This is a genomic window from Promicromonospora kroppenstedtii DSM 19349 (assembly GCF_000515355.1).
Lineage (GTDB): Bacteria > Actinomycetota > Actinomycetes > Actinomycetales > Cellulomonadaceae > Promicromonospora > Promicromonospora kroppenstedtii.
In genome coordinates this window covers 122,613-128,425 of the sequence record NZ_KI911656.1, presented here as the reverse complement: position 1 = coordinate 128,425, position 5,813 = coordinate 122,613, and the positions used below count along the sequence as shown (strand labels likewise).

The following is a 5,813-nucleotide window of genomic DNA, read 5'->3' as shown; positions in this document are numbered from 1 at the left end:
GGGCTCGGCCGGTGGCGGGGTGGCGGCGGCCCGCTGGTCGATGCGGTCCTGGAACGCGGTCAGGGTCTCGCGCACGGCCTCGCCGCGCCGCGCCCGGCGGGCCTGGATCGCGATGAGGGGCGTCACGAACGCAGTGCGTACCAGGAGGATCGCGAGGCTCGCGACGGCCGCGACCACGACGGCCTGCCCCAAGGAACCCGTCCCGGCCTCGGCGTCCTCGATCAGGCCGAACAGCTCGATGCCCATGATGAGGAAGACCGCGCCCTCGAGCAGCAGCTCCACGGTGTGCCAGTTGGAGCGCTCGGCGATGCGGTCCTGCGGGCGCAGGTAGCGCGGGGACCCGTTGCCGGTCACGAGGCCTGCGGCGACCACCGCCACCAGGCCGGACGCGCCGAGCTCCTCGGCCGGGAGGTACGCGACGAACGGGACCACGAACGACATGGCGGTGCTCAGCGCGGCGTGGCCCAGCCGACGGCGCACCCGCAAACCCACCCACCCGACGGGCACGCCGATCGCGACGGCGACCAGGGCCGCGTACGCGAAGTCGCCCACGACGCCCCAGAGGCTGACCGAGGCGGCGGTGGCCGCGATCGCGGACCTCAGCAGCACCAGCGCGGAGGCGTCGTTGAGCAGGGACTCGCCCTCGAGCATCGTGACGGTGCGCGGCGAGGCCCCGAGTCGTTTCACGATCGAGGTCGCCACGGCGTCGGTGGGGCTCACGATCGCGCCCAGGGCGATGGCCGTGGCCAGGTCGATCCCGGGGATGAGCCACCGGAAGAGCAGGCCGAGCAGCACCGAGCTGATCACCACGAGCGTCACGGAGAGACCGCCGATGGCCGTGAAGTCGCGCCGGAAGTCCATCGACGGCAGGCCGACCGCCGCCGAGTAGAGCAGCGGCGGCAGCACGCCGCCGAGGATCACCTCCGGGGGTATCTCCACCGCCGGCACCCACGGCAGCAGGCTCACGCCCGCCCCCAGCACCACCAGGACCAGCGGCGCGGCGACGCCGGCCCGGGGCGCCAGCGCGGTGACGGCGATGATGAGGACGGCGGCGACGACCGCGACGATCAGGTACTCCACAGGCTGACGTTACGAGACGCGGGCGGCGTCCGCCGATTCTTTCCGCCGCCCGAGAAACCAGGTCGCACGGTGTCGTCGGGCGCGGATCGATGTCTGCGCATAGGTTCGGGGTGGCGGCGGGACCCCGTCGTCGCGCAGGGGGCGCACGTCGTGTGCCTGTGTCGAGAAGGAGTCGAACATGGGGCTTTTTGACAAGGCCAAGGAGTTCGTGACGGACCCGGACAACGTGGCGAAGGCGAAGGAGCAGCTCACCGACGAGAACGTGGACGCCGCTACCGACAAGCTGAAGGGCTTTGCGCCCGACCAGGCTGACGGCGCCATCGACTCGCTGGGTGAGAAGGCGAAGGAGTGGGGCGGTCCCGAGGAGCGGGAGCGCGACGGGCGCTAGCACCCGTCTGCCGCCACGCTGGCGGCGGTCGCGACCTACGGTCGGTACGATCGAGGGGCGTTGTCGGTGACGACGGCGCCCCTCGATCAGTTCTCATGACCTTCCGCTAGGAGCACAGCCGTGTCCGACGTCGTATCGCCGCCCGTCCCTGCCGACCTCACCCCGGTCGAGAGCCCCACGGAGGCGACGACGACCGCGGCGACGACCTCCGGCGTCGAGCTGTACGGCGACCGCCGCGACGTCGTCGTCGTGCGCGTGGACGGCGAGCTGTGGGACCTCGACCGCGAGATCCCGGCCGGCCACAAGGTCGAGCCGGTGACGATCAGCGAGCCCGACGGCCTGGCCGTGCTGCGGCACAGCGCCGCCCACGTCCTGGCGCAGGCCGTGCAGCAGGTCAACCCGGACGCGAAGCTGGGTATCGGCCCGCCCGTCACCGACGGCTTCTACTACGACTTCGACGTCGAGACGCCGTTCACGCCCGAGGACCTCAAGGCCCTCGACAAGACGATGAGCCGCATCATCAAGGAGGGCCAGACCTTCCGCCGCCGTGTCGTCACCGAGGACGAGGCGCGCGCCGAGCTCGCGAACGAGCCCTACAAGCTGGAGCTCATCGGCCTCAAGGGCGGCACCAGCGACGACGACAACAGCGAGAACGTCGAGGTGGGCGGCGCCGAGCTCACCATCTACGACAACGTCCGGGGCGCCGGCCGCGAGAGCGAGACCGTGGTCTGGAAGGACCTGTGCCGCGGCCCGCACCTGCCGAACACCCGCCTGATCGGCAACGGCGTGCAGCTCATGCGCAACGCCGCCGCCTACTGGCGCGGCAGCGAGAAGAACCCGATGCTGCAGCGCGTCTACGGCACGGCCTGGCCCACCAAGGACGAGCTCAAGGCATATCTGGAGCGGCTCGCGGAGGCCGAGCGCCGCGACCACCGGCGCATCGGCGCCGAGATGGACCTGTTCAGCTTCTCCGACGAGGTCGGCTCGGGGCTGCCGCTGTTCCACCCCCGCGGCGGCGTGATCAAGCGGGTCATGGAGGACTACGTCCGCCAGCGGCACATCGAGGAGGGCTTCTCCTACGTCGGCACCCCGCACATCACCAAGGACGGGCTGTTCCACACCTCGGGGCACCTGCCGTACTACGCGGACACCATGTTCCCGGAGATGGACCTCGAGGGGTCCAAGTACCGGCTCAAGGCCATGAACTGCCCGATGCACAACCTGATCTTCGCCTCGCGCGGGCGCTCCTACCGGGAGCTGCCGCTGCGCCTGTTCGAGTTCGGGTCGGTGTACCGCTACGAGAAGTCGGGCGTGGTGCAGGGCCTGACCCGCGTGCGCGGCCTGACGCAGGACGACTCGCACTCCTACGTCACCCCGGAGCAGGCGCCCGGCGAGGTCAAGCACCTGCTGAACTTCATGCTCAGCGTGCTGCGCGACTTCGGCCTGGACGACTTCTACCTGGAGCTGTCCACGCGCGACGACTCCAAGCCGGACAAGTTCGTGGGCTCCGACGAGGACTGGGCCGCCGCGACCGAGATCCTGGAGCGCGTGGGCCGCGAGACCGGCCTGGACCTCGTGGCCGACCCGGGCGGCGCCGCGTTCTACGGCCCCAAGATCTCCGTGCAGGCCAAGGACGCCATCGGCCGCACCTGGCAGATGGGCACCGTGCAGTACGACTTCAACCAGCCCAAGGGCTTCGGGCTGGAGTACACCGCCGCGGACGGCACGCGCCAGCAGCCGGTGATGATCCACTCGGCCAAGTTCGGCTCGATCGAGCGGTTCATGGGCGTGCTCATCGAGCACTACGCGGGGGCCTTCCCGGCGTGGCTCGCGCCCGTGCAGGTCAAGATGGTCCCGGTCGCAGAGGCGTTCGACGACTACGTGAAGGACGTCGCCGCACGGCTCACCGCCCGCGGCATCCGCGTCGAGATCGACCTGTCGGACGACCGGTTCGCCAAGAAGATCCGCAACGCGTCCAAGGAGAAGGTGCCGTTCACGCTCATCGCGGGCGGTGAGGACGCCGAGGCGGGCGCGGTCTCGTTCCGGTTCCGGGACGGCACGCAGGAGAACGGCGTGCCGGTCGCCGAGGCGATCGAGCGGATCGTCACGGCGGTGGCCGAGCGGTCGCAGCAGGCCTGATGGAGCCCACCATCCAGGACGCCGCGGACTTCGGCCCGCCGGAGGACGGGCTCCAGCGGCTCTGGACGCCGCACCGGCTCGTCTACATCGGTGGTGAGGCGAAGCCGGCTGACGGAAGCGTCGAGAACTGTCCGTTCTGCCGCATCCCCGCGGGCGACGACGAGCAGGGCCTCGTCGTCGCCCGCGGGGAGCGGTGCTACGTCATCCTGAACCTCTACCCGTACAACACGGGGCACCTGATGGTGCTCCCGTACCGGCACGTCTCGGACTACACGGACCTCGAAGAGGCCGAGACGGCCGAGCTGGCGGCGATGACTCAGCAGGCCATGCGCGTGTCGCGTGCCGTTTACGCGCCGGCAGGCTTCAATCTTGGTATCAACCAGGGCGAGGTCGCCGGTGCGGGGATCGCGGCACACCTGCATCAGCACGTGGTGCCACGCTGGTTGGGCGACGCGAACTTTCTGCCCGTGGTGGCGCAGACGAAGTCGCTGCCCGAGCTGTTGGCGGACACCCGCCGTCGGCTCGCGGAGGCCTGGGATACCGCGGGGGGCTGAGAGGAGAACTGATGTTACGGGGCCTGCGCTCCTTCATGACCACGCTGTTCACCCCGTTGGCGCGGTTGCTGCTGGCGCTGCGGGTCTCGCCGGACGCGGTGACGATCGCCGGCACCGTCGTGGTCACCGCGGTGGCCCTGACGCTGTTGCCCACCGGGCACACGCTCGTGGGCGGTCTCCTCATCGGCTTCTTCGTCCTGTTCGACTCGCTCGACGGCGTCATGGCGCGCCAGGCCGGGCGGTCCGGCCCGTGGGGCGCGTTCCTCGACTCCACGCTGGACCGGCTGTCCGACGGCGCCGTCTTCGCCGGCATCACCCTCTGGTTCGTGCTGCACCCCGACGAGCACCACGGCCTGTGGGGCACGGCCGCCGCGCTCGCCTGCCTGGTGCTCGGCAGCGTCGTGCCGTACGCCCGGGCCCGGGCCGAGAGCGTGGGCGCCACCGCGCAGGTCGGCATCGCCGAGCGTGCCGACCGCCTCCTGCTCGCGCTGGTCCCGTTCACCTTCATGCAGGTGGGCCTGCCCGTCGTCGTGCTCGAGGTGGTGCTCACGCTGCTGGCGCTCGCGAGCCTGGTGACCGTGTTCCAGCGCATCGCCACCGTGCGCGCGCAGCTCACACGCCAGGTCGTCGAGACCGGCACCGACCCGCACGAGGGTCCGCTGGCCGGGCAGGGCGCCTGATGGACGTCGCCAAGGCCTACACGTTCGCGTGGCGCAACGCCGTGAAGATCCCCGAGCCCGTGCTCCGGGGTCTGTTCACCGTGGTGGCCGACGTCACCTGGCTGCGGCGCGGCAAGGGCGTGCGCCGCATGGAGGGCAACTACGCGCGGGTCCGGCCCGACCTGGACGCCGCGGCCGTGCGCCGGCTGTCCCGGGCCGGCATGCGCAGCTACATGCGCTACTTCCGCGAGGCGTTCACCTTGCAGGGCGTCACCGCCGAGCAGCTTCGCGCACGGGTGCGCCTGGAGGGCTACGACGAGCACGTGCGGCCCGTGATCGACGACGGCGGCGCCGTCTCGCTCGCTCTCGGTCACCTCGGCAACTGGGACCTCGCCGGGGCGTACGGCTCCCAGAACCTCGCGGGGGTCCTCACCGTCGCCGAACGGCTCAAGCCTGACGAGCTGTTCGAGGAGTTCGTGCGGTTCCGCGGCTCCCTGGGCATCGACGTGCTGGCCCTCGGCGACGGCGACGTGCTCGGCGCCCTGGTCCGCGGCGCCAAGGAGGGCGGCCGGCTCATCCCGCTGCTCAGCGACCGCGACCTCACCTCGACCGGCATCGAGGTCGATCTCGCCGGGCACCGTGCCCGCGTGGCCGCCGGTCCGGCCCTCCTGGGTCTGGAGGCGGGCGTCCCGGTCAGCGCCGTCGGCATCACCTACGAGCGGCTGCGCGGCGACCGCCGCAAGGCCGCCGGCACGCCCTGGGGCATCGTCATCCGGTTCCACCCGCCCCTGCCCGAGCCCGACCCCGGGCTGCCGCGCGCCGAGCAGGCACGCGTGCTCACGCAGGGCTGGGTGGACCAGCTCGCGGAGACGATCACCGAGCACACCCACGACTGGCACATGCTGCAGCGCGTGTTCGTCGCGGACCTCGGCCCGGCGCGGCAGCGGCAGGCGCAGCGGCGCGCGGCCGAGGAACGCGAGACCCAGCGGCGCG

General features: G+C 71.5%; 6 protein-coding genes. 5 read left to right on the top strand and 1 reads right to left on the bottom strand.

Features of this window, described 5'->3' with window-relative positions:
* Positions 1-1,080 (bottom strand): cation:proton antiporter (locus PROKR_RS11325; RefSeq protein WP_211240107.1); only part of this gene is annotated, 1,080 nt, incomplete at its 3' end.
* Between the two features lie 178 nt (positions 1,081-1,258).
* Between PROKR_RS11325 and PROKR_RS11320 the strand changes: the two genes are divergently transcribed.
* The 5 genes from PROKR_RS11320 to PROKR_RS11300 form a co-directional block, all read left to right on the top strand.
* Positions 1,259-1,468, top strand: coding sequence for a hypothetical protein (locus PROKR_RS11320; RefSeq protein ID WP_036963143.1), 210 nt, complete (start codon positions 1,259-1,261; stop codon positions 1,466-1,468).
* Positions 1,469-1,588: 120 nt separating this feature from the next.
* Complete coding sequence (gene thrS, locus PROKR_RS11315) at positions 1,589-3,607, top strand: threonine--tRNA ligase (RefSeq protein ID WP_036963142.1); 2,019 nt, start codon at positions 1,589-1,591, stop codon at positions 3,605-3,607.
* Positions 3,607-4,161, top strand: a complete 555-nt coding sequence (locus PROKR_RS11310; protein WP_036963141.1) for an HIT family protein — start codon at positions 3,607-3,609, stop codon at positions 4,159-4,161. The genes thrS and PROKR_RS11310 overlap by 1 nt, the downstream gene beginning before the upstream one ends.
* Before the next feature lie 11 nt (positions 4,162-4,172).
* Complete coding sequence (gene pgsA / locus PROKR_RS11305; protein ID WP_051432883.1) at positions 4,173-4,841, top strand: phosphatidylinositol phosphate synthase; 669 nt, start codon at positions 4,173-4,175, stop codon at positions 4,839-4,841.
* The coding region (locus PROKR_RS11300) for a phosphatidylinositol mannoside acyltransferase (protein WP_084800378.1) at positions 4,841-5,813 on the top strand (973 nt) is incomplete at its 3' end. The genes pgsA and PROKR_RS11300, both read left to right, overlap by 1 nt.

Excerpts from the sequence above, each read along its gene's own strand:
- pgsA (WP_051432883.1), top strand. The coding sequence starts at position 4,173 with ATGTTACGGGGCCTGCGCTCCTTCATGACCACGCTGTTCACCCCGTTG.
- PROKR_RS11320 (WP_036963143.1), top strand. The coding sequence starts at position 1,259 with ATGGGGCTTTTTGACAAGGCCAAGGAGTTCGTGACGGACCCGGACAAC.
- PROKR_RS11310 (WP_036963141.1), top strand. The coding sequence starts at position 3,607 with ATGGAGCCCACCATCCAGGACGCCGCGGACTTCGGCCCGCCGGAGGAC.